Raw genomic sequence first — 21,544 nt, 5'->3', positions numbered from 1 at the left:
ACTTCGGCAACGATGTGTTGCGGGAAGCAATGTAGCCTAAAGGGAAGAAAGTTCCCAAAGAGGCATGATCCCCGACAACGAAAAAAGGCAACCATCAATGATATTTCTTCCTTGAAGGGGCGAGGGGTGAGGTTAGAGGGGATGCAGAGAGTAAACGACTGGCGCTCGCTATAGGTTTCTTATTCCTTATTCTTTGTATCTACGAGGATTGTTACAGGACCGTCGTTAAGCAGCTCGATTTTCATGTCGGCTCCAAAAATGCCTGCAGCAGTTTTTTTACCGGTCAGCAGATTGAGTTCTGCAAGCATCTGTTCATAAAGCGGGATTGCTTGTTCTGGTTTCGCCGCGCGTGTAAACCCGGGCCGGTTGCCCTTTTTCGTTTGGGCGAACAGGGTAAATTGCGAAATGAGGAGGATGCCTCCATCCACGTCCATGAGCGACTTGTTCATTAGTCCATTATCGTCGCTGAAGATTCTCATGTTCACCATCTTTTGTGCAAGCCATTTAATGTCCTCATGGCCGTCGCTGTCCTCAATTCCAAGAAGAACAAGCAAGCCGGTCCGGATTTGTCCGGTTATTTTTCCATCAACCTTACAGGATGCTTCGGTCACTCGTTGTATAACTGCTCTCATGGATTTGATTGCAAGATAAATAAAATGGAGCTTAAGACGGGTTATTTTCTATCAAATACTAAAATCCAGTCGTTGCCGAACTCTGAACTCGGGGGGGAGAATTGCCGATGGACCTCTGGTCTCACTTTTTTTGTTTTCGATCGGCTCCCATTTCTGGGATCGTACCACCAAAAGAGGAGTTTTTTGCTTTTGAGAAGATTTATGTTAAGGTCGGCAGTTTGTCCCGTTGAAAGATAAACAAGGGCAAAGGAGTTATCCTGAGCTCTGGCAGCTCTGATATGAGTACTATCTTCCGGGTTCTCTCCTCTTATAAACTCCTGAAACGGTACTATTTGAGAAAAAGGTCTTAATGTAAATAGTTTCTTAACATGCTGCATGTCATAGGCTCCGGGACTGCCAAGTGCTTCTTCCCAATCTGTTAAACATGGGATGGTATAAGGAGCTCCTTTTTTAAACATCTGCCACACTGCATTATTTCCATAGGTGTAACCGCATGCTCCGGCAAGAAAGTTCCAATAGGCGTGTACCCTTACATCATAATCTGTAAAGAAGCCCTTTTTAAAATGGCTTCTATCAATTAGCAGGCTATCGGCGTTTAAGATGCTATCCGGTACTTTTTTGACGTTTTTCCAGTCTATGAAATTCCAGAACTGAACGGGTATATCTTCATAGGCCGGTTCGGCTTCAAGAAACGGTTTTACCGGCAACTTGGAATAATCGTCCCCGGCAAACTTGTATACTTTCATAAAACGGCTGGCATGGCCGCTCTGATACATGTTAAAATCCAGCCACTCCTCGTTCTGAAACCATTGAGACGAAGAAGCTTCTCCGGCCGGATGATATGTGATAAGGTGATTGCCGTTGTCCCCTTTACTTAAGCCTCTTGCCATGGAGCGCCAAATGTTCATAACTTCGTCGTTTTCTATGTTTCTGTCACCTCCTAATACCCAAATTACAGGTTTCTCTCTGTACCGCCTTCCGAGGAATTCCCCGAAGATACCGGAATTTAACTCGTTAAATACCACAGGGCCCGGCCCTGGGCGGTTGGAGAATACTTTATCTCCCCAGGTGGGTAGCATTGCGATGAATAAACCCAGTTCTTCCGCTTTGTTTATGATATAGTCAACATGTTCGAAATATTTTTCGTTTGGATATTCCGGAGACAGATTATTCAATGGAAGATCGCCGTAAGCATTTGGAGTCCTCAAGCCATCGTTTTCAGCCAATATAACTGCTTGTACGACAGTGAAGCCCTGCTGTGCTCTTTTGCTTAAATAAATGTCTGCTTCTTCCCGGGTTAGTTTATGAAATAACTCCCAGGCCGTGTCGCCTATCCATAAAAAGGGCTTTTTATTCTGTGTTTCTATATAGCGCTTGCTCGCGCTGATTTTAAGATGCTGAGCATATCCGTTTAGAAGGAGTAACAGGAAGGTAGACGTCAGTATACTTTTCTTAATCATTTGATCTGTCCTTGAAAAATGTTTAGAGGATAATCAAAAGTAAATATTGCAGATGAGGATGATCAAAGTGGGATAAGATAGGATAGCAAAATGATTAAAAAGTACCAGAGACGGCTTATTATTTCAAGTATAGATCTCGGGGAGGAGCGTTTTGTACGCGGCGATTCGGTTGTGTAGCTCTTATCAGAAGATAATTTATTCATATCATAAGCTATAAAAGTATTATAGGTACACATGGCTGCAGCCCTATCTTTGACCATATCAATACAAAGCCTTCAAAACTATTAAAATTAAGAGTATGATGTTTCGATTTATATTAACAGCACTGTTGATAAGTGGGTTATTTCAGGGCAGCATGGCGCAGCAGTCTGACTTGCCTTTCGGTATAAACCTCGCAGGAGCAGAATTTGCCCACGATAAAATACCTGGGATTTATAATAAAAACTATATCTATCCAACTACGGCGGAATTGGATTATTTTAAATCGAAAGGCCTTACTCTTTTTAGGTTGCCATTTTTATGGGAGCGGATTCAGCCTCAGTTGAACGGCAGCCTGGATGTGGAGGAGTTGAAACGAATGAAGACTTTTGTTGATAATGCTAAAGAGAGAGGACTTTGGGTTATTCTCGACATGCATAATTATTGTCGCAGGTACGAAAACGGAACCAGACACATAATTGGTTCGCCCGAAGTCAGTATCGCCCATGTGGCAGATGCCTGGGCTAAGCTGGCGGGGGAGTTCAGGTCGTATTCGAACATTTGGGGTTATGGTATAATGAATGAGCCTCACGATCTTTTAGAAAACACACCTTGGTTTAATATTGCCCAGGGGATTATTACTCAGATAAGAAGCGTTGACACCAGAACTCCTATTATTGTTGCCGGCGATAGCTGGAGCTCTGCGGAACGATGGCCAGTGATGAGCGGAAATCTGAAGAATTTAAAAGATCCTTCAAGGAATCTGATATATGAAGGACATATTTATTTTGATGAAGACGCCTCCGGCTCATACAGAAATACCTATGAAAAGGAGATGGCGACTCCAAGTACTGGTATTGTACGAGCTGTGCCGTTTGTCAATTGGCTGAAAAAAAACAATTTGAGAGGATTTATTGGTGAATATGGCGTGCCCGACAATGATCCAAGGTGGCTGGTTACTCTTGATAACTTCCTTGCCTATTTAAAAAAGAATGACATAAATGGTACTTACTGGGCTGCCGGACCAATGTGGGGAAAGTATAAATTGGCCGTGGAACCGGTGAACGGACAGGACAGGCCTCAAATGAAAGTTCTGGAAAAATACAAGACAGCAGACAAGAAATAAATGTCTCTGAAACTTGATGGGTTTTGGTAAACACTGGACCGTTTAATTTCTATTACATGAAAGTCTGTATCCTCTCATTCGCTACTGTTTTTTTTGCTTCGGCGACGTTTGCAGATATTCGTCTGCCTGTATTGTTTGGTAACAATATGGTTTTACAGCGTGACCAGCCCATACCTGTTTGGGGCTGGGCTGATAAAGGTGAAAAGATTACAGTCAAGTTTCGCAATCAACTGAAGACTACAACGACTGGTAAAGACGGGAAATGGAGGCTTGAGCTAGATGCTGAAAAGGCCGGAGGCCCCTATTCTCTTACTGTTAAAGGTAAGAACATGATTACTCTTTCAGATATATTGATGGGCGATGTGTGGGTGTGTTCTGGTCAATCAAATATGGAGTTTGCCGTAAGCAGCAGCCAAAATGCAACTTCTGAAATTAGAGATGCTAAGTATAATGAGATACGCCATTTGGAAGTGCCTAAAGCAATGGCTTATCATCCAAAAAGCGATTTAGACAGGTCTGTTTCATGGAAAATAGCAGACGGGGAGGACGTAGCAAGGTTTTCTGCCGTAGGATATTTTTACGCCAGGGAGCTATATAAAGAGCTTCATGTTCCTATTGGCTTAGTTCATTCCTCATGGGGCGGGACTGATATAGAAACCTGGATTAGTCAGACGTCATTAGAGAAAAGTGATTTGTTTAAAGATGGAACTGTCGCAACAAAGAAAGACGCTGATCTTCAATTGCTGATAAAACAGCGGAAAGAGCAGGTGATTAAACGAATCAAAGAACTTCAGGGTGGCTTTCCCGGCATAGGAAGTACCACAACATGGAAGGAGTTATCATTCAATGATGGAGAATGGCATCAAGCGAAGCTTCCCGGTTTGTGGGAGCAATCCATAGAGAATTTCGATGGCGTAGTGTGGTTTCGGAAAACGATAGTGCTTTCTGCAGATGATGCAGGGAAACCGGCGATTCTTGAACTTGCACGTATCGATGATTCTGATGTTACCTACGTAAACGGAATAGAGGTGGGACAGATGCATGACAAATATAACGAAAGACGTGTCTATCCCATTTCAGCCGTAGTGTTGAAAGAAGGGAAAAACGTGATAGCTGTCCGCATAGAGGATAACGGAGGAGGAGGTGGTGTTTACGGAACAAGTGATGAATTGAAAATTACAATTTCAGACAAGATGTATCCTTTATCGGGAGAATGGAAATATCAAGTTGAGGAGGTATATGAGAACTCGGGCACGAATACGGGAACTGTTGGCAATCCTAACGATTTCCCCACTCTGTTATTCAACGCAATGATAAACCCATTAACTGATTTCGCCATAAAAGGAGTGATCTGGTATCAGGGTGAGAACAATGCCAATCGCGCTTTCCAATACAGGACCACTTTTCCGTTGCTGATTAACGATTGGCGGCATCATTGGCATCAGGGCGACTTTCCTTTCTACTTTGTTCAGCTTTCGAGCTGGAAGGGTGCAAACGGGAATAGCAACAACGGAAGTTCCTGGGCTGAACTGCGTGAAGCCCAGTCCGCTGCGTTGGCGCTGCCAAATACCGGCATGGCAGTAACCATTGATATAGGCGATGTCAATGATATTCATCCCAGAAACAAACAGGATGTTGGGAAGCGCCTCGCTGCTGTTGCTTTAAATAAAACTTATAAAAAACCAGTTGCTTTTTCAGGTCCAGTTTTTAAATCCATACAAATTAGGGATAACCAGGCGATTCTGAGCTTTAAGTACGCGGAAGGCGGTTTGTGGGCGAAAGATAAATACGGATATGTAAAAGGGTTTGAAATTGCCGGCTCTGACCAAAAATTCTATTATGCAAAAGTTACAATAGATGGTGATAAAGTAGTTGTCGCTCATAGTAAGGTTCCGAATCCTGTAGCCGTAAGGTATGGATGGGCCGACGACGCCAGTGATGGAAATCTTTATAATGAAGCGGGATTGCCTGCTGCTCCTTTCCGCACCGACCACTGGAATGGAATCACAGATCGGGTGAAATATTCTATTCGATAGGGGTAAGCTGCTGAGTCGGGAGGCTGTATCTGAATAGCTATAAATCAATAGTAATTATGAATAAAGTGATATCGGTTTTGTTAATAGCCGCGATGATCGGGATTCTATCTTGCCGTAAAGATAAGGTGAATACTGCCGTAAAGCCGGTAGAGGAAGGCGAGATTGTTAGTATAGAGCCCCAGCCCTTCGGCACGAATTTGTCTGGCGCAGAGTTTGGTTCTAATGTTCCCGGACAATATCGACAGGATTACAGTTATCCCCTTGTTACCGACCTTGATTATTTCAAATCAAAGAATATGCGCCTTGTCAGGTTGCCGTTTTTATGGGAACGGTTGCAACCAGCCTTAAATGGTCCTTTGGATCCCGTAGAACTGAAAAGGCTTACTGATTTTATAGATGCAGCTGCGGCACGGGATATTTTGATTATCCCTGATGTCCACAATTTTGCGAGGAGGATGGTAAATGGGAATAAAGAAATAATAGGGAGCCCGACGTTACCAACTGCTGCCTTCGTCGATTTTTGGGGAAAACTTGCCGGGGTATTTAAAGATAGGGAAAACATTTGGGCTTATGGTGTAATGAATGAGCCTTTTAATATGCCATCGCCGACATCGTGGTTCAATATTATCCAGCCTGTTATAGAAAAAATAAGAACTATAGATACGGAAACACCTATCCTCGTTGCTGGCGATAGTTATAGTTCGGCAGAGCGTTGGCCTCGTGTCAGCGATAATCTAAAGAACCTAACTGACCCTTCGCAGAAGTTGATCTATGAAGCTCACATTTATTTTGATGACACTTCTGCAGGAACTTATGATGGTAGTTATGACGAGGAGAAGGCAAATGCTCAAACTGGCGTAAATCGAATAAAACCCTTTGTTGATTGGCTAACGGCCAATAAGAAGAGAGGCTTTATTGGCGAGTATGGTATTCCTGATGATGATTCCCGATGGCTCCCGGTATTGGATAATATGTTAAAATATATGAAAGCCAATTGTATAAACGGAACCTACTGGTCGGCAGGGCCGAGATGGGGAAGCTACAGACTGGCTATTCAACCACGAGGCGGAGTTGACAGACCGCAAATGCAGGTGCTTAAAAACTATATATCGACAGATCCACAAAGCTGCAGGTAAACCATCAGCAGTCGGGTGTCTGGGTTAGACAGGGTGCTGACGAGTCACTACAGTCACATCCTTTATTAAGGTTGCTATATGAAAACCCTGTTCCCCGAATAGTTCTCTCTGAATTCTTTTGGTGTACAGCTTTTTTTCTTCTTAAACAGCCTGTTGAAGTTCGAAATATTGTTAAAGCCACAGTGATATGATATTTCAGTAATAGAGTGGGTTGTATCAATAAGCATCCGGGAAGCGTGTCCTAATCTTATTTCGTTTAATGTGTTAATGAATGTGTTGCCGGTTCGCTTTTTAATGAACCTGCTGAAGGACTCTTCCGTCATTCCTATTAAGTTTGCTATGTCTTTAAGAGATATTTCCTTGTGGTAATTGTTATTCATAAACTCAAATACCTTCTCTAATCGCCGGCTGTTGTAATTGAAGTTTTGATTGTTAACAAATGTAGAATCAGAAAGGGTTAACATATTTCTTGATGTCGACAGGTCATGTAGTAAGTTGATCAGATCCATCACAGAATCAAAGCCATTTCGCTGACTTAACGAAAGAATTCTTGGTAACACTGATTGAATTGTTTCTTTAGTAAATGAGATGCCTCTTACGCTTTGTTCGAACATTTTCCTGATAAAGGAGAGTTGATTTCTTTTAAGGAGTTTTTCGTCAAATAAATCCTTGTGCCATTGTATTGTCAGCTCTGTTATAGCCTCGCTTGTGCATTTATGGGTGAACCAGGCGTGTGGTAAATTGGGCCCGACCAATACCAGTTCAAGGTCGTCTATCACAGAAATATGGTCTCCTACAATCCGCTTTGCGCCACTCGCATTCATAATTAAGTTTAACTCATATTCTTCGTGAAAATGAAGCGGGAAATTGAATTCTTTTTTAACACGGGAGAAGATGGTGAAACAGTCATTCGGCGTTAAAGGAGTAATTTCTTTCATTAATTTGTTCATGGCCTTACAATGGTTATTAGTATAGACAAGAGATGCTTTGTCATCTATAAGTTGCCGACAAAAACATCACAGCTAAAGATAAGCTTATAGTTGATTAAAAAAAAGAAGTAGTCAAAGTGCTAAAAAAGTATTAGTATCTTTTAGTGTATTTAGAAATGCATTCTATTTGCGATTTGAATTTGAATCCATTCGAACATTTACCTGCCTTTTAAGTGCGTATAGCGCATTCCTTGTTTGGGTATCTATCGAAATAATGCCCGTTGTCCAATACCAGAGAGTCGGCTGAAAGTAGAACGTCACAGTATTATATAAGGTTTAGCTAAAAAAGTATTAGTGCTTTACCGGAACGATGTGGAGATTTACAATTAAATAAACCGCCTCCACTACTATATGAATCTGACGATTTTCCGATAGTACGAGAGGTATATTTTGGCAAGTAGATTTTAACCAGTAATAGAGAAAAGGAATGGAGAATGTCAGCTTTGAAAAGCGATTATATGAATTACAGCGGGCCTATAAGGAGTTAACAAGAAGAGAAAATGTTCAAGACAACCTTGGTAACGGGATTTATGAGCGATATCAATATCCGGTCCTCACAGCGGCACACGTGCCTTTGGAATGGCGGTATGACCTGAATTATGAAAAGAATCCTTTTTTACTGGAGCGTTTTGGTATAAATGCCACTTTCAATTCGGGAGCTATAAAGTTCAGAGGAAAGTATGTGATCGTAGCCAGAGTGGAAGGTCTCGACAGGAAGTCATTTTTTGCAGTGGCTGAAAGTGATAATGGCATCGATAATTTCAGGTTTTGGGAATATCCTATCGTTATGCCTCAAACCGATACCCCGGATACCAACGTGTACGATATGCGCCTGGTAAAACACGAAGACGGATGGATATATGGCTTGTTCTGTACCGAACGCCGTGATCTATTCGCCCCTGAAGGAGATCAGTCAGCAGCAGTGGCACAATGTGGGATTGCCCGGACAACAGATCTAGTAAAATGGGAGAGACTGCCGGATCTTAAAACCCCTTCACCGCAGCAAAGGAACGTCGTGTTACATCCTGAATTTGTAGATGGGAAATACGCCTTTTATACCCGTCCGCAGGATAGTTTTATTGACGCGGGTAAAGGGGGAGGAATTGGTTTCGGCTTATGCGATAGTATTGAGAATGCCTTCATCGAAGAGGAAACGGTGATCGACAGGAAAATGTATCATACCGTTTACGAGGCAAAGAATGGGCTGGGCCCAGCTCCGATTAAGACACCGCATGGATGGTTGCATCTAGCTCATGGCGTGCGCAATACTGCTGCGGGCCTGCGGTATGTGCTTTATATGTTTATGACGAGTCTAAACGACCTGACAGCGGTTATTCACAAACCAGCAGGTTACTTTATGGCCCCGGAAGGCGATGAAAGAGTGGGCGATGTGTCAAATGTTTTATTTAGTAACGGGTGGATTGCTGATGAAGACGGAGCAGTATATATCTATTATGCATCGTCAGATACCCGTCAGCACGTAGCAACATCCAGTATAGATCGGCTGGTAGACTATGTAATAAATACGCCCGAAGATCAGTACCGCTCAGCGAAATCAGCTGAAATGGTATGTAACATTATTGATAGTAATAAGGGCGTCGTAATGAGTGCCTTTTGAAGAATACGTATACGTGACTATTTTAAACCAATTATATTAATTTTTACAATGGATTACCACTAAGTTATTGCGGAAAGGTTATTTGCCGGTTACTCAGTATAAACCAATAACCGGCTATCAAAAGGGATTTAAGATTTACTAATCAATTAAAAGATGAGAGTTTTTACCAAATTATTCAGATGTTTTCATTTGATTCAAATGGAGCATCAAAAGAGGTTAAAAGTGGCCGCCCTTGTTTTAATAGTATCGTTCTTTACTGATACTGTTCATGGACAGGTGCCGGCGACTTCTGCCTCATCATTTACAGTTAATGGTGTTGTCAGAGACGGCAAGGGAGAGTCGCTTCCGGGCGTGACGGTCAGGGTCAAAAACACGAAGGCCGCGGTTGTAACGGATGTTAAAGGCGCCTACAGCCTACGAGTGAATGGCAGTCAGAATGTTCTTGTATTTCACTACATAGGGTTTGAGACCAAAGAAGTTCTGGTGGGCAATAACAGAATAATTAACGTAGTGTTGAAGGAGTCGAACAGCCAGTTGGATGAGGTGGTAGTTCAGATAGGATATGGAACATCTAAACGGAAGGATCTTACAGGATCGGTTGAGCAGGTTAAAATGAAGGAGCTGGTTCAGGCCCCTGTTAAGTCATTTGACGAAGCGTTAGCTGGTAGAGTTGCCGGGGTTTCTGTAGCTGCTAACGATGGTCAGCCTGGTTCGAACAACAATATTGTTATCCGCGGTGCGGGTACACTTACTCAGAATGCATCTCCATTATATGTTATCGATGGCTTTCCTTCCGAAGACGCGAACAGCAATTCCATTAATTCTTCGGATATCGAATCAATGGAAGTCCTTAAAGATGCTTCAGCCACGGCAATTTATGGTGCTCGTGGTGCTAACGGCGTAATTATCATTACCACTAAGAAGGGTAAGATCGGTGCGCCTGTTATAAATTATAACGGTTATTACGGGTTTTCTAAGAATCCGAAGCAGATCGATATGATGAACGCCTATGAATTTGTGAAGTATCAGGCTGAGCTTGAGCCGGTTTATGCACAGAATGCATATTTAAATAAAATGCCTTTGGAAGATTACCGGAATGTAGAAACCATTAACGTCCAGGATGAGATCTATCAAAGTTCTCCTTCCCATAACCATGAAATATCCATTAGGGGAGGTGCCAATAACACTATTTATTCTATATCCGGAAACGTATTGGATCAAACCGGGCTTATCCTTAACTCAGGATTCCGGAGATACCAGGGTAGGTTTAGCCTTGATCAAACACTTAGTAAGGCGGTTAAGATAGGGGCCAACGCCAACTATAGTGCAACCGAAACGTATGGATCAATAGCATCAGAGACCGCCTATAAATATACTTACAGTAGTCTTGCGCTTATGTATAATGTTTGGGGCTTCAGGCCGGTCGCTGCAAGCGGAGAATCGTTAATAGAGGAGTTTTTTGATCCTGAGGCAGTTGCGGGAGACTTTCGTGTTAATCCTATCATTTCAGCCAAAAATGAGATCCGGGAAACTTATGTAAATAATTTAAGTGCTAACGCATGGGTCTCCATTAACCTGATGCCTGGTCTGACTTTCCGTTCTTCGGGAGGTATAAACAGTATGGAGGTGCAAAGGAATATCTTCAATAATTCATTAACTGCCAATGGGAATTACCGGCGAGTGGAGGGCGTGAATGGTTCGGTTACCCACAATCCGATTAATACCTGGTTAAACGAGAACATTCTTACCTATCAAAAAACGTTCAACAAACTTCATAATTTAAACGTGGTAGGCGGGTTTATTATCCAAAAACAAACGAATGAAAACTATGGTCTTGAAGCCCAGCAGGTATTAAACGAATCCTTAGGTATAGACGGTCTGGACGAGGCTCTGACAAATATTAACTATTCTTCAAGGTCGCGCTGGACAATGGCATCGTTCCTCGGCCGGGTTAATTATAATTACAAGTCTAAATATTACCTGACCTCATCCCTTCGTTATGATGGTTCTTCTAAGTTCGCGCCAGGCAGTCGCTGGGCTTTCTTTCCCTCAGCAGCGCTCTCCTGGAGGATGAAAGAAGAAGCATTCCTGAAGGATGCAGATGTTGTTACGGATGCTAAACTGCGTGTTAGTTATGGTTCAACCGGTAACAACAGGGTTTCTGACTTTCCGTATGTAACGCAGCTTCAGATACCTTTATTTGGTGGGTATTCCTTTAATAACAGTGCCAGTCCAAGCCGGGGTTCCGTTTTAGCAAGTTATGGTAATCCGGATTTAAAATGGGAGACGACCGTACAGGCTAATATAGGATATGATCTGGCTCTGCTGAAAAATCGTGTACAACTTACAGCGGATGTATACAGAAAAACTACTAAGGACCTTCTTATCGAAGCCAACCTGCCTTATTCTACAGGGCTCCTGAATCTTTATAACCGTGCCGTGGCTTATAAGAATGTTGGTAAGCTGCAGAACCAGGGACTTGAGCTTACCCTTAATACCGTCAATGTCGACAAGCCGAACTTTAAGTGGAACACCAACTTTAATATTAGCTTTAATAAGAATAAGATTCTTGAACTGTATGAGGATATCTCATCTATTTCAAGCCAGGTTGCCTTTGATAGCGATTTCTCGAGTGTGCCATCGTATATCTCACCAGTGGGGCAGTCGGCCGGCCAAATGCATGGTTTGATCTGGGATGGGGTGTATCAGTATGAAGATTTCGATCTTAATTTGCAGCAACAGTATATCCTTAAAGATAATATTCCATCAAATGGGCAGGCAAGGGCAACTATACAACCTGGTGATATTAAATATAGGGATATTAACGGGGATCTTAAAGTAGATTTAAACGATTTTACTGTGATCGGGCGCGGTACCCCTATACATACAGGAGGCTTTAACAACAATTTTAATTATAAGGGCTTTGATTTGAACGTCTTCTTTCAATGGTCATATGGCAACGATATTGTTAATGCCAACAAGCTAATATTTGAAGGTAACGCCAAGCGCACAAGAGCTTTAAACCAGTATGCGAGCTATACAAACCGCTGGCAGCCAGATAATCCGAGTAATACAATGTTCCGCACAGGTGGTCAGAGAGATGCTTACTTTTCTAGTCGCGTTGTAGAAGATGGTTCATTCCTGCGACTGAAAACCGTTTCTCTTGGTTACAATTTTGACGCGTCGTTACTGAGAAGCATGAAGCTTAAGACGCTTCGGGCGTATGTATCGGCGCAAAATCTGCACACATGGACAAAGTATTCAGGCTCAAATCCGGATGTTTCTACGCGGCATTCTGTTCTGACCCCTGGATTCGACTTTGCGTCCTATCCTTTAGCGCGGACAATAGTTTTTGGAGTTAGTACATCATTATAAATCCTGAAGACATGAAAAAATATTTGATGATAATAATAGTGGTACTGTTAGGCAGTACTTCGTGTAATAAGTTTCTCGACACAGAGCCGACGAATTTTATTTCCCCGGACTATAAAACTATAGCCCAGCTTGAAACAGGCCTGGCTGGAGTTTATGATGACCTTGGAATGGTATACCAGGATGTGTGGCCCTATTGGATCAATGCCACCACCGATGTAGAGTATGACAGAACAGGGTCGTCTAACTCTACCATATACGTATATAGCCCCGCCGATGTGTACATAACCAATTTTTGGAAATTCTTATACCAGGGGATTTACCGGGCAAATAGTGTGCTTGCTGGAACAGATAATCCGGGACTCGATGAAACGCCGAGGGACAGGATCAAAGGTCAGGCTTTGTTCCTGAGGGCATACTTCTATTTCCTGCTTGTGAGCAATTTCGGCGATGTTCCGCTGATGCTTGACGCTAATCCGTCGATCACTAATTTAAATGTACCGCGGACTCCAATGAAGGAAGTGTACGATAAAATTGTAACCGACATGATCGAGGCCGAAGGCTTAGTTGATGAGGCCGGAGAAGGAGGTGCAACGTTTGGAGGCAGGGTGTCAAAGTCGGCCGTTAGAGGGATCCTTGCACGGGTTTATTTAAAAATGGCAGGACATCCCCTGAATGATAAGTCGAAGTATGAAGAATCATTAAAATGGGCGCTTAAAGTGAAGGATTCGGGCAAACACTCATTGGAACCTGATTACAGGGAGATCTTTAAAAGATACGCCCGCGACGAATACGATTTGAATGAGAGTATCTGGGAGGTTGAATATAATGGAAATGGCACAGGAAACAATCAGGAATATACCTACTATATAGGTGCGAGGTGCGGTATTTTATGTGTTGATCTTGAGAAGGGAAAGAGTGGCGGATTACTGATGGCATCGAAAAAACTGTATAATTTGTATGGAGAGGAGGCACTAAGCTCAACTTCTCCAAAGGCGTCACAGGATATACGCCGCGACTGGAATATCGCTACATATAGTTGGGGAAATCAACCAAAGGCGGTTTATACGCCTGTAACAGATCTATTCCGGAGATATGCCGGTAAGTGGAGGCGGGAATACGAGACACTTACACCAAAAGGTAATAATATATCGGGACAAAACTTCCCCGTGCTGCGGTATTCAGATGTATTACTGATGATCGCCGAAGCTGAAAATGAGCTAAGGGGACCTGGCGGAGCATATGAGTATGTTAACCAGGTAAGAAGAAGGGGACATGGGATTCTATATGGTAATCGTTTAAGGGCGATTGTTGTTACGAATCAAGGAAGTAATTATACATCTGTGCCGACAGTTACGATCAGTGGCGGAGCTACTGCAACAGCAATGATAAATGGCGGTAAGGTGGTGGCAATAACCCTTGATGAACCGGCGAAATTGACGAAAACAGGCCCTTATTACACTGTGTCGCCTACGGTTACCATTAGTGGCGGAGGGGGAAGCGGCGCTACTGCCGTGGCTGCAATAACATCAGCAGACGGTGCTGATCTTACAGCGGATCAAACCTCTTCGAAAGAGGCGTTGTTCCAGGCCATAAAAGATGAGAGGGCCAGGGAGTTATGTTTCGAAACCTCACGTCGGCCCGACCTTATTCGCTGGGGCAACTTTGAGGCTGTAATTAAGCAGTACGCAGTAGAAGGAAAAGCAATGGGAATGACAGACCCTATGGTAGCATGGACAAATAATGTTAGTTTCCGTACTGAACTTCTGCCTATTCCAATTTATGATATGACCTTGAATAAAGCGCTTGTTCAAAATCCAGGTTATTAAAAAAAAGATGATTATGAAATACATATATATCGTATTACTGGCATTTACCATAGTGTCTTGCAGTAAAGAGATGGATGTTAAAGCGCCTGATTTTGACGTTCAGTTGGAAAAATTGACCTACAAGGTCGGCGATACAGTCCGATTCAATTTTTCAGGAAAGGCGGAGAATATAACGTTTTACTCCGGGATGCCCGGGGCTGACTATGAATATAGAGACAGAACACAGGTTGAAGGTGGAGTTCCTCAAATAGAAGTTGTTACGCAGTATGGCGGCGGAGGGACGCAGATAAATTCGCTTAGACTGATGGTAACAACGGAGTTAGATCAGTTAACCAAAGAGGCGGTTCTGGCAGCGAACTGGACAGATATAACAAGCAGGGCAGTCATTGCAAAAAATGCCACTGTTACTCAGTCGGGGCCGATTGATGTTTCAGACATTTTACAACCAGGTAAGTCATTATTTTTTGCGCTTAAGTTTGTGGGAGCCCAGGATCCCAACAATGCTGGCGGAAACTGGATTATTCCGGGATTTAACGCAAAGTATATATTAGCCGATGGGACTCCTCTGCCGATTGCTAACCTGCAAAATGCGGGATGGCAGCCTTTTGATGTTATAAATTCAGCGAATACATGGTATTCACGGGGGACTCCCATTCTTGACTTGGTTATAATCGGTGGAGGCAAGAATGCACCAGTGAGTGAAGACTGGTATGTCACTCGTCCTCTCAATTTTACCAAAGTTTCTCCCGATGTGGGACTACCCATACAATATATTGCAGGTAACTCTTTAAGCCGTTATGATTTTGCTGGCTATACGCGGCCAGGTACATATAAGGTGACTTTTGTTGGGACAAATGTTAATGTCGACGCTCAAAAGTCTGTTGTAAGGCAATTGGAAATAACGATAACGCCTTAAAGGACTGAAGATTAGAGAGAAGCCCGTCATGAGAAGATCGATAATATGAAACCAAGTGCAGTTCGTTGGATTATTCTGGGATTAGTATTCATAGCGACAGGCCTGAATTTTTTAGACCGTCAGATACTGTCAATAACTATCATCAAGATTCAGAAAGAGTTTAAGCTTTCGGATGTTCAGTATGGAATGATAAACACCAGCTTTCTTGTTAGTTATGCTTTGATGTTTACTATCGGAGGCCGTTTGACAGACCGGTTCGGCGCGAAACTTGGACTGGCATTCTCAGTTGGTTTGTGGTCGATTGCCAGCGGCTTACATGGTTTTATGAATAATTTTTTTCAACTGATACTGTTCAGATTCTTATTAGGGGTCGGGGAAGGAGGATGCTTCCCCGCCGCTGCCAAGACCGTGAACGAATTATTTGAAAGGAAGGAACGAGGACTGGCAAATGGAATTGCAATAGGCGGTTCGGCGATGGGTGCGGTACTTGCCCCTCCCCTTGTTATCTGGATTTCTAATGATATGGGATGGCGATGGAGCTTTATTATTCCAGGTGTAATCGGGATAGTATGGTTCGTTGTGTGGGTGTTAATTCCCTGGAAGAAAAAGGTTGCAAATACAGAAATTGTGGCGGCAGAAATGAAAGGGAAGACAGTGCCGTTCTTAAAGATCCTTGGGAACAGAAATGCAATCGTTTTTTTAATTCTTCGTTTTTTGCTTGACCCGGTATTTTATTTCATAATGTTCTGGATCCCGAAATATCTTAACGAGCAAAGAAATGTGTCGTTTGATGAGGTTGGACGCTTGTTGTGGATTCCCTTCCTTGCTTTAGGTTTATCAAATATGCTGGGAGGTTATTTTTCAGATAAGCTGATAAAAAGGAATTTTACGGTGAACACAGCAAGGAAAACTGTGATGGGCGTTGCAGCATTCCTCACTTTAGGTGCGATGTTTATTCAGGGGGTAAGTTCTGTGGCCTGGGCAATTGCATTAATGTCGTTATTGATGTTCGCTCATGGCTTTTGGATCACTAATTATATCACGGCCATTTCAGATGTTTTCGGAAATAACGCGACATCTACAGTTGTTGGACTAACGGGAACTGCCGGAGCTATAGCCGGTATTATTGTAAATCCCTTGATCGGGCTTGTTGTTCAGAACTTCTCTTACGATCCACTTTGGATTCTTTGTGGGTTAATGTATCCGCTTGCATTTATTATTCTGGTAGTTTTTATCCCTCAAATCAAGCCATTGTTTCAGAAAGAAGGAGAGTTTTAAAAAGTTAGATGAGCCCTGGTTGGGGTTACTGTTGTACTTGTTTAGTTGAGTTAATTCGTTTTAAATAAATCATAATAACAGGAAAATGACGAATCAAATAATAGAACCAATTATGAATAGGCCGACAAGTGGGTTTGAAACGGATTCGCGAATTAAAAAACGCAGCAACACGGTTCCGCGCATTGGCGTGTTTGGTGTTGGATATTCGAAATACTGGCCTCAGTTTGAGGGGCTTTATCAACAGATGTTGGATAAGCAGGAAGTGTTTGTTAACAAGGTTAAAAAGAATGAGGTAGAGGTATTTGATTTTGGAATGGTAGACGATGTGAAGAGTGCTTATGATGTACTGCCGAAATTGAAGGCCGCCAATCTGGACCTGATTTTTTGCGACATGCTAACCTATGCTACATCCAGTACTTTCGGCATTATAATTAAAAGCATGGATGTGCCTATTGTGTTAGTCGCCCTGCAACCTGATAAGGCTTTGAATTATGAACAGGCTTCAACCTATAAGCAACTATACAATGATGATATTTGCTCTCTACCTGAGTTTACAGGAGTTGCGGTTAGGATGGGCAGGAAGGCTCCGGATGTGATTGTAGGTACGCTTCATGATGACCGTGATTCGGAGGACGAGATTGCAGAGTATTGCAATATTGCAAGGGTTCTTCATGATTTAAAAAATGCCAGAATAGGACATATAGGGCATCCTATAGAGGCGATGCTTGACATGCATTCGGACGCGACCATGCTGACTGCGCATTTTGGTTTACATATCGTTCAATGTGAAGAAAACGAAATTGTAAGTAAATATGAGAAGGCCAATTCGGCAGATATAGAAGCGGAGAAGAAACGCATACTGGATTTCTTTGATACTCCCGACCCCGTGTCGGATCCAATTTCTGAAAAATTAAAACCAGAAGATCTGGAAGTGGCGGCACGTGTTTCAGTTGCGCTTGAAGCGTTCGTGAAGGAGAAGGATTTAACAGGTTTAGCATACTACTATGAGGGAGCGGAAGAAAGTATCACCCGTCGGGTAATGACTAATCTTATTGTTGGAAATTCAATGTTAACAGGAGCGGGATTCCCGATGTGCGGTGAATCTGACCTTAAATGCTGTATCGCTATGCTGATCATGGAACGCCTCGGCATCGGAGGTAGTTTTGCTGAGTTCCATCCAATAGATTTTGATGAGAATTTTATTCTCGTAGGCCATGATGGTCCACATAACATTACTATTGCTCAAGGGAAGCCTGTTTTGAGAAGTTTAAAAAAATACCATGGTAAGCCGGGATCGGGTGCTGGTGTGGAATTCAAAATTAAAGAAGGACCGATCACTATGCTGAGCATCACCTCGACCTATGATGGCAAATTTAAATTTGTTATTGCTGAGGGTACTTCAGTTGAGGGTCCGATTCCGCCTACTGGTAATACAAACACCCGCGGGTATTTCAAGCCTGATGTCAGAACGTTCCTGAAGAAATGGGTAAAAGAAGGTCCAACGCATCATTTTGCATTGGGAGTTGGGCATCATGCTGCTATCATAAAGAAAATTGGCGATTATCTTAATATTGAAGCAGTTATAGTCGAATAGAAGTTTATTGCAGTTGTTGCAATTACAAAAAGGTATGTCTCTTTTATGGAGCAGTACCTTTAATAAAATAATGAAATGAAGTCAAAATACTTAAAATATTTGTTTCTGTTAAGTGTCGTGGTTTACAGCTGTAATAGCGTTAAACAGATGGTCGTTGTGCCGCCTGATAGCAGAAATATAAGGGGCGTTCCTTTTCAGAATATTACATTGGAGGCATCTTTAAAACCTTTCAAAAAGAATGATAAGGAAGATATAAGAAAGGTTGCTGCCGAAATGTTTATGCAGTGGAGTTCACTGCTCCGGCATGCCGATACTATTTCTATTATGCTTTGGACTTCTGACGGATCTGAGATTCTGGATTACACCGGCGACCTTAATCAACGCCTGGAGTGGGCAAAGTATATAGGAAATCCTAATACCGAACATGAGGTAGGTTCAGGTCCCAAATCCTTGTCGCTCCATGAACGTGCCTATTTATATATGGATAATCCACCTGATTATACATATGGTGATCTTAAGTTTATTATACAGGCGTTGAAAGAAGCCGGCACAGCACTAACAGGCAAACCAGTAAAGGTAGGCGCTACTTTTGATCCGGGACCTGAGTTTGCGAAATCAGATTTTAAGTACAAGAAGCATCCTGAAATACTGGAAGGCAGTGCAATGGGGCATAAGAGCTTCGTGTTTAGTTATGCGACGTTGAACGCCGGCAAGGACAAATATGCAGGTTTTCCAAAAGGGATTCCAGCAAACACCTCGTTTGGTACTTTCTTTGGACGTCAAAGTCAGCATTTCCTTAAAGACCTGGGATATGACTATATCTGGTTCAGTAATGGATTTGGCTTCGGCATGGAGCCCTGGGCCTCGACGGGCGTGATTTTTACCGGTACCGGCTTTAATAAAGACCGCCTGGGTGAAACAAAGGAGAAAATTATCAAATTTTGGAGCTTATTCAGGAAAGAGTGCCCGGATTTTAGAATCGAGACCCGCGGTACTAATTTGTCTACCGGGATTGACCTTGCAAAAGACGGGGTTGATTTAAGGGCAATTTATAAGGGAGGCTTTAACATTCTGCCTCCACCGAATTCGCCCTGGGCTGCTTTGGATGGCGATTTTGGGTTAGAAATGATAGGTTATATGTCGCGTATGGCGGAATTGCCAGACGACCGGTATATCTTCAGGTACTATACCCATGATCCCTGGTGGCTAAACAGTCCCTGGCTAGACCGTTATGGCAGTGAGCCCCACGATATTTATCTTCCCATGTCGGTTGCCCGGATTAATTCGAAAGGGAAAGTGGCATTGCCAACGCATCTGAATTTTTTAACAATCGACGATTCTTTTGGGAATATGCCGACACAGGTTCCTGACGAGGTGATTCCGCATATCCTTAAAGCCCGATACAACAGTCCCACGGCTCCTGGTCCCCTGGTTTGGGTTTATCCCTTTGACGAATATCACAACTGGGCATCCGGTCAGCAAGGCCGGTTGAACGAAGTTTACTATGGTGACTGGTTTATTCGTCAGGCGATCAATAACGGATTACCTTTAAATACCGTTGTTTCTACAACGTCACTTCAGTCTGCCTTGCAGAACAATCCTAAGCTGTTTAGCCAGTCTGTACTTATAGGAATAGTTCCTGATGCCGGGTCAGAATACGAGTCGGCTCTGATGAGATTTGTAAAAGCAGGCGGACAATTCATAATTTACGGGCCTGCAGATAATGCTAGTAAAGAATTTCTGGAGTTCCTCAATCTTCAAAATGCAGAAGCGCTGGAAGGTGACTTTCAAATTTCCGGGAACTATATTCCTGATGAACTGGAGCGAAAATATCCTGATAAAATACGACACAAGGCGCTGTTCTCTGGCGGAGGACTTAGCACCAAAGTTAAGGATCCTAAAGATGCAAACACAAAGGTTCTGATGAGAATGGTTCAATCTGAAAATACCCGTGATGCAGTATGGGTTAGGTCACTACCAGAGTGGCAGGGGGGGAAGGTCGTTTACGTGAGAGGAACAAATTCGAGTCATTTTGAAGGTGGCCGTTTACTACAGCCCGACGATCCGGATAAATACTTTACGGGTCCCCTTTACCTAAGATATGTTCTTAAAGAGTTCGGCATAGAATATACGATAGGAAAGCAAAGTCCTGACATCAAAAACCCGGTATTAGGAATCGCAAGAAGTAATAACGGATATTTCTTTTCAGGATATGTGCCTAACACTTCGGTTAAGCACAACTTTAAATTTCCCCAAGGGGCGCCAGTCTTAATTGGATACGATACGAAGCTGAATAAGGGAAAAGCAACATATTCTTTTCCAACAGCATGGCACAGGGAGGGGCGGGTGTTTGTAGAACAGGCTGACGGAATTGTATCGTGCAAAGAGATGCACTCCGGAGAACTTGGCATTTCGAGACGCCTGCAAATTTCTGGTCTAAAGAATGCCACTGTACGGGTGTTTCCTAACGATAACACGACAGAAAGTTCCATACATTTTTATCTGAATACTACCTATCCATGGAAGGATGGAAAGCTGCCGTTTTCAAAAGGGGAGGAGCAGTTTGGGAATAACTATATGGTGAAAGATGTGACAGGCGAATTAGTGGTATCGTGGTAAACCGACATTAAGGAGATGAAACAAATAGCATTTTTAACATTTGGGATTTTACTGTCTTTGGCGATAGCAGCTCAAGACCGGCAGATTCCTTCAACCTCAGAATACTTATCGGGGGTTAAGAAAGAACTTAAGACAGTTTTTCCTAAAAATCGTACGATTAATCTTGTCTTCCATGGACATTCTGTGCCGTCGGGATACTGGGCAGAATCTAAAGTACACACCTTAGATTCATATCCCAACTTATTGTTGGGGAAGCTGAAGGGGATTTATCCGTATGCTGTAATTAACATCATATTAACATCTATCGGGGGAGAGTGGAGTGAAAAAGGACAAACGCGATTTACCACTGATGTTCTTCCTCATAAGCCCGATGTGTTATTTATTGATTATGCGTTAAATGATATGGGCATCGGACTGGAAAGAGCAAAAGTAGCATGGAGCAAGATGATAGAGGAAGCGTTATCCAGAAATATCAAAGTGGTTTTGGTCACTCCCTCACCCGACCAGCGACAGGATATAACTGATCCCAAAAGCGAGCTGGCATTACATGCTGCACAGATAAGAGACTTAGCTGCAAAGTATAAGGTGGGACTGGCGGATCCCTTCGCTGAATTTAAAAAAATAGCAGTTAATAAGGGCTCAGTCAAGGAGCTAATGTCGCATGTCAACCACCCCAACCAGAAGGGACACAATGTGATCGCTGAAGAAATATTTCGTTGGTTTCGTTAGTAGTCACAGATT

General features: G+C 42.8%; 14 protein-coding genes. 11 read left to right on the top strand and 3 right to left on the bottom strand.

What is annotated here, in order from left to right:
• Positions 1-179: 179 nt before the first annotated feature.
• Both dtd and BDE36_RS22900 read right to left on the bottom strand, forming a co-directional pair.
• Positions 180-632, bottom strand: a complete 453-nt coding sequence (dtd, locus tag BDE36_RS22905; RefSeq protein WP_141816846.1) for a D-aminoacyl-tRNA deacylase — start codon at positions 630-632, stop codon at positions 180-182.
• A gap of 41 nt (positions 633-673) precedes the next feature.
• The gene (locus BDE36_RS22900) at positions 674-2,092 is read right to left on the bottom strand and encodes a glycoside hydrolase family 140 protein (protein WP_202618117.1); all 1,419 of its coding nucleotides are present in this window, start codon (positions 2,090-2,092) and stop codon (positions 674-676) included.
• 298 nt (positions 2,093-2,390) lie between these two features.
• On the opposite strand from BDE36_RS22900, the gene BDE36_RS22895 reads away from it, so the two are divergent.
• Genes BDE36_RS22895 through BDE36_RS22885 form a run of 3 tightly spaced genes read left to right on the top strand, consistent with a single transcriptional unit; the run spans position 2,391 to position 6,588 of the window.
• Positions 2,391-3,416, top strand: a complete 1,026-nt coding sequence (locus tag BDE36_RS22895; RefSeq protein WP_202618118.1) for a glycoside hydrolase family 5 protein — start codon at positions 2,391-2,393, stop codon at positions 3,414-3,416.
• Between the two features lie 56 nt (positions 3,417-3,472).
• Positions 3,473-5,452, top strand: a complete 1,980-nt coding sequence (locus tag BDE36_RS22890) for a sialate O-acetylesterase (protein WP_141816844.1) — start codon at positions 3,473-3,475, stop codon at positions 5,450-5,452.
• A 56-nt stretch (positions 5,453-5,508) separates the two neighbouring features.
• Entirely contained in the window at positions 5,509-6,588 is a 1,080-nt protein-coding gene (locus BDE36_RS22885; protein WP_141816843.1) for a glycoside hydrolase family 5 protein, read from the top strand.
• A 74-nt stretch (positions 6,589-6,662) separates the two neighbouring features.
• On the opposite strand, the gene BDE36_RS22880 is transcribed toward BDE36_RS22885, so the two are convergent.
• A complete protein-coding gene (locus BDE36_RS22880) occupies positions 6,663-7,538 on the bottom strand; it encodes an AraC family transcriptional regulator (RefSeq protein WP_141816842.1) in 876 nt (291 codons plus the stop codon).
• Positions 7,539-8,004: 466 nt separating this feature from the next.
• Here BDE36_RS22880 and BDE36_RS22875 point away from each other — a divergent pair, with 466 nt between their 5' ends.
• From BDE36_RS22875 to BDE36_RS22840, 8 genes are all read left to right on the top strand, one after another.
• Positions 8,005-9,195 carry a glycoside hydrolase family 130 protein gene (locus BDE36_RS22875; protein WP_141816841.1) on the top strand — a complete coding sequence of 397 codons (1,191 nt, stop codon included), beginning with the start codon at positions 8,005-8,007 and terminating at the stop codon, positions 9,193-9,195.
• 198 nt (positions 9,196-9,393) lie between these two features.
• A complete protein-coding gene (locus BDE36_RS22870; RefSeq protein ID WP_141816840.1) occupies positions 9,394-12,570 on the top strand; it encodes a SusC/RagA family TonB-linked outer membrane protein in 3,177 nt (1,058 codons plus the stop codon).
• Between the two features lie 11 nt (positions 12,571-12,581).
• Complete coding sequence (locus tag BDE36_RS22865) at positions 12,582-14,396, top strand: RagB/SusD family nutrient uptake outer membrane protein (protein WP_141816839.1); 1,815 nt, start codon at positions 12,582-12,584, stop codon at positions 14,394-14,396.
• Between the two features lie 13 nt (positions 14,397-14,409).
• A complete protein-coding gene (locus BDE36_RS22860) occupies positions 14,410-15,312 on the top strand; it encodes a DUF5017 domain-containing protein (protein WP_161987788.1) in 903 nt (300 codons plus the stop codon).
• Positions 15,313-15,357: 45 nt separating this feature from the next.
• Positions 15,358-16,590, top strand: a complete 1,233-nt coding sequence (locus tag BDE36_RS22855; RefSeq protein ID WP_141816837.1) for an MFS transporter — start codon at positions 15,358-15,360, stop codon at positions 16,588-16,590.
• Between the two features lie 112 nt (positions 16,591-16,702).
• Positions 16,703-18,184 (top strand): L-fucose/L-arabinose isomerase family protein, encoded by a 1,482-nt coding sequence (locus BDE36_RS22850; protein ID WP_141816836.1) that lies wholly within the window; start codon positions 16,703-16,705, stop codon positions 18,182-18,184.
• Positions 18,185-18,259: 75 nt separating this feature from the next.
• Positions 18,260-20,803 carry a hypothetical protein gene (locus BDE36_RS22845; RefSeq protein WP_141816835.1) on the top strand — a complete coding sequence of 848 codons (2,544 nt, stop codon included), beginning with the start codon at positions 18,260-18,262 and terminating at the stop codon, positions 20,801-20,803.
• A 15-nt stretch (positions 20,804-20,818) separates the two neighbouring features.
• A complete protein-coding gene (locus BDE36_RS22840; RefSeq protein WP_141816834.1) occupies positions 20,819-21,532 on the top strand; it encodes an SGNH/GDSL hydrolase family protein in 714 nt (237 codons plus the stop codon).
• Positions 21,533-21,544 lie beyond the last annotated feature (12 nt).

Origin of the sequence: Arcticibacter tournemirensis, assembly GCF_006716645.1 — a bacterium.
GTDB lineage: Bacteria > Bacteroidota > Bacteroidia > Sphingobacteriales > Sphingobacteriaceae > Arcticibacter > Arcticibacter tournemirensis.
Note: the sequence above shows the minus strand (reverse complement) of the source record. Positions and strands in the feature narration are given on the sequence as shown.

Bases quoted from the DNA above. Each gene is read 5' to 3' on its own strand.
- BDE36_RS22880 (WP_141816842.1), bottom strand. From the start codon at position 7,538: ATGAACAAATTAATGAAAGAAATTACTCCTTTAACGCCGAATGACTGT.
- BDE36_RS22845 (WP_141816835.1), top strand. From the start codon at position 18,260: ATGAAGTCAAAATACTTAAAATATTTGTTTCTGTTAAGTGTCGTGGTT.
- BDE36_RS22890 (WP_141816844.1), top strand. From the start codon at position 3,473: ATGAAAGTCTGTATCCTCTCATTCGCTACTGTTTTTTTTGCTTCGGCG.
- BDE36_RS22895 (WP_202618118.1), top strand. From the start codon at position 2,391: ATGATGTTTCGATTTATATTAACAGCACTGTTGATAAGTGGGTTATTT.
- dtd (WP_141816846.1), bottom strand. From the start codon at position 632: ATGAGAGCAGTTATACAACGAGTGACCGAAGCATCCTGTAAGGTTGAT.
- BDE36_RS22900 (WP_202618117.1), bottom strand. From the start codon at position 2,092: ATGATTAAGAAAAGTATACTGACGTCTACCTTCCTGTTACTCCTTCTA.
- BDE36_RS22855 (WP_141816837.1), top strand. From the start codon at position 15,358: ATGAAACCAAGTGCAGTTCGTTGGATTATTCTGGGATTAGTATTCATA.
- BDE36_RS22850 (WP_141816836.1), top strand. From the start codon at position 16,703: ATGAATAGGCCGACAAGTGGGTTTGAAACGGATTCGCGAATTAAAAAA.
- BDE36_RS22840 (WP_141816834.1), top strand. From the start codon at position 20,819: ATGAAACAAATAGCATTTTTAACATTTGGGATTTTACTGTCTTTGGCG.
- BDE36_RS22865 (WP_141816839.1), top strand. From the start codon at position 12,582: ATGAAAAAATATTTGATGATAATAATAGTGGTACTGTTAGGCAGTACT.
- BDE36_RS22870 (WP_141816840.1), top strand. From the start codon at position 9,394: ATGGAGCATCAAAAGAGGTTAAAAGTGGCCGCCCTTGTTTTAATAGTA.
- BDE36_RS22875 (WP_141816841.1), top strand. From the start codon at position 8,005: ATGGAGAATGTCAGCTTTGAAAAGCGATTATATGAATTACAGCGGGCC.
- BDE36_RS22860 (WP_161987788.1), top strand. From the start codon at position 14,410: ATGAAATACATATATATCGTATTACTGGCATTTACCATAGTGTCTTGC.
- BDE36_RS22885 (WP_141816843.1), top strand. From the start codon at position 5,509: ATGAATAAAGTGATATCGGTTTTGTTAATAGCCGCGATGATCGGGATT.